The organism is Agromyces sp. P1_H4 (genome assembly GCF_056405255.1).
Genome location: NZ_JBFUCL010000496.1, coordinates 1 through 1,846 on the forward strand (window position 1 = coordinate 1; position 1,846 = coordinate 1,846).

Consider the following 1,846-nt stretch of genomic DNA (forward strand, 5'->3'; position numbering starts at 1 on the left):
GGGTGACGCCGACGATCGCCTCGGCCTTGGCCCGCGCGAGCAACTGCACCATGTCGGATGCCTCGAGCCGGCCGGATCCCGCCTCAGCGGCCGCGACGGCGGCCTCCTCGTCGACGCCCGGGGCGATCGCGATGGGCTCGATGCCGGCGGCCCGCAGGGTCTGCAGCCGGGCGGGCGACGTGGAGGCGAGGTAGAGGCGCATTCCCCCATCCTGCCGTCACCGCCGCAGCCTGTGGAATGCTCGGAGCATGGCCGAATCCCGTCGTCGTCCCCGCCGTCCCGATCCGCGTGGCCGCGGCTCCCGGCGTCCGGCCCCCGCTCCGCCCGAGACCGACGGTCCCGTCGTCGAACTCGACGTCGAGCGCGTCGCGCACGGCGGGGTCTTCGTCGCCCACCACGAAGGACGTGTGGTCTTCGTCCCCGACGCCGTCCCCGGCGAGCGAGTCGTCGCCCGGGTCACCGACCGGCGGCACGACCGCTTCTGGCGTGYCGAGACCCTCGAGGTGCTCACGGCATCGGCCGACCGGCGCGAGCACGTCTGGGCCGAGGCATCCGTCGAACGTGCGCCGGCCGCGCGCGCCGGCGGCGCCGAGTTCGGCCACATCCGCATGGAACGGCAGCGGGCGCTCAAGGCGGAGGTGCTGCAGGACGCACTGGCTCGCATGGCCGGCGTCGAGCGCGACGTGGTGGTGCGCGCCGTCGATCCGTCGCTCGCGCCAGGCGTCACCGCCGAGGGCACGGGGTGGCGCACCCGCATCCGCCTGCAGGTCGACGACGACGGCTCGGTGGGGCCGTACGCCGCGCGGAGCCACACCGTCGTGCCCGTGGCATCCGTGCCCCTCGCCGTTGCCGCCCTGCAGGGGCTCGCACCGCTCGACGGGCGGTTCCCCGGTGCGCGCGCGATCGACCTCGTGGCCCCCTCCTCAGGTGACGCCGCCCTCGTGGTGGTCGACGGTGAGCGGATGCCGCGGGGCCCGCGCCCCACGATCCAGGAGCGCGTCGGCGACCGCACGTTCCGCCTCGACCGCGACGGGTTCTGGCAGGTGCACCGCGGGGCGGCGGCGACCCTCTCGGCCGCCGTGCAGGAGCTCATCGATCCMGACCTCTTCGATCCCCGGGCGGCGAACCTCGACCTCTACGGCGGCGTGGGGCTGCTCGCCGCCGCGGTCGGCGACCGGTTCGGAGAGAYGGTGCGCATCACGACCGTCGAGGCCGAGGCCGGTGCCACCGAGCACGCGGGAGCGAACCTCGCCGACTGGGTCGGTGCTCGCGCGGTCACGGCACGGGTCGACCGTTTCCTCGACGACCTCGCCGAGGGCTCGTCCGCCGGAGAGCGGTCCCGCCTTCGTGATGCCACGGTCGTGCTCGACCCGCCGCGGTCGGGCGCGGGCCGCGCCGTGGTCGACCGGCTCGCGGAGTTGCGGCCCCGCCAGCTCGTCTACGTCGCGTGCGATCCGGTGGCCCTCGCGCGCGACGTGGGGCTCCTGCGGGAGCGGGGATACCAGCTCGACGACCTCGTCGCGTTCGATCTGTTCCCGAACACGCATCATGTCGAGGCCGTGGCCAGGCTGACCGCTATCGTGTGACTGTCGGGGAAAGGGGGACACGGATGTCTGGTGAACCACCCACGCCGGTTGCGGCGACCGTCGCGCCGGTTGCGGCGACCGTCGCGATCGTCGACGACCACGAGGCGGTCCGGCTCGGGCTGCGGGCAGCGTGCCGCGAGGCGGGCTACGTGGTGGTCGCCGAGACGGCGAACGTCCCCGACCTGCTCGTCGCCCTCGACGGCCGCTCCTGCGACGTGGTGGTGCTCGACCTCTCACTCGGCGACGGCTCCTCCGTGACG

At 74.6% G+C, this 1,846-nt stretch carries 3 protein-coding genes; 2 read left to right on the forward strand and 1 reads right to left on the reverse strand.

Annotation, left to right across the window (positions count from 1 at the left end):
* Positions 1–202 (reverse strand): Maf family protein (locus tag AC1DY2_RS19295; protein WP_476763879.1); only part of this gene is annotated, 202 nt, incomplete at its 3' end.
* Positions 203–248: 46 nt separating this feature from the next.
* On the opposite strand from AC1DY2_RS19295, the gene AC1DY2_RS19300 reads away from it, so the two are divergent.
* Positions 249–1,586 (forward strand): class I SAM-dependent RNA methyltransferase, encoded by a 1,338-nt coding sequence (locus tag AC1DY2_RS19300; RefSeq protein WP_476763880.1) that lies wholly within the window; start codon positions 249–251, stop codon positions 1,584–1,586.
* 23 nt (positions 1,587–1,609) lie between these two features.
* On the forward strand, positions 1,610–1,846 hold a 237-nt coding region (locus AC1DY2_RS19305), incomplete at its 3' end, for a response regulator (RefSeq protein WP_476763881.1).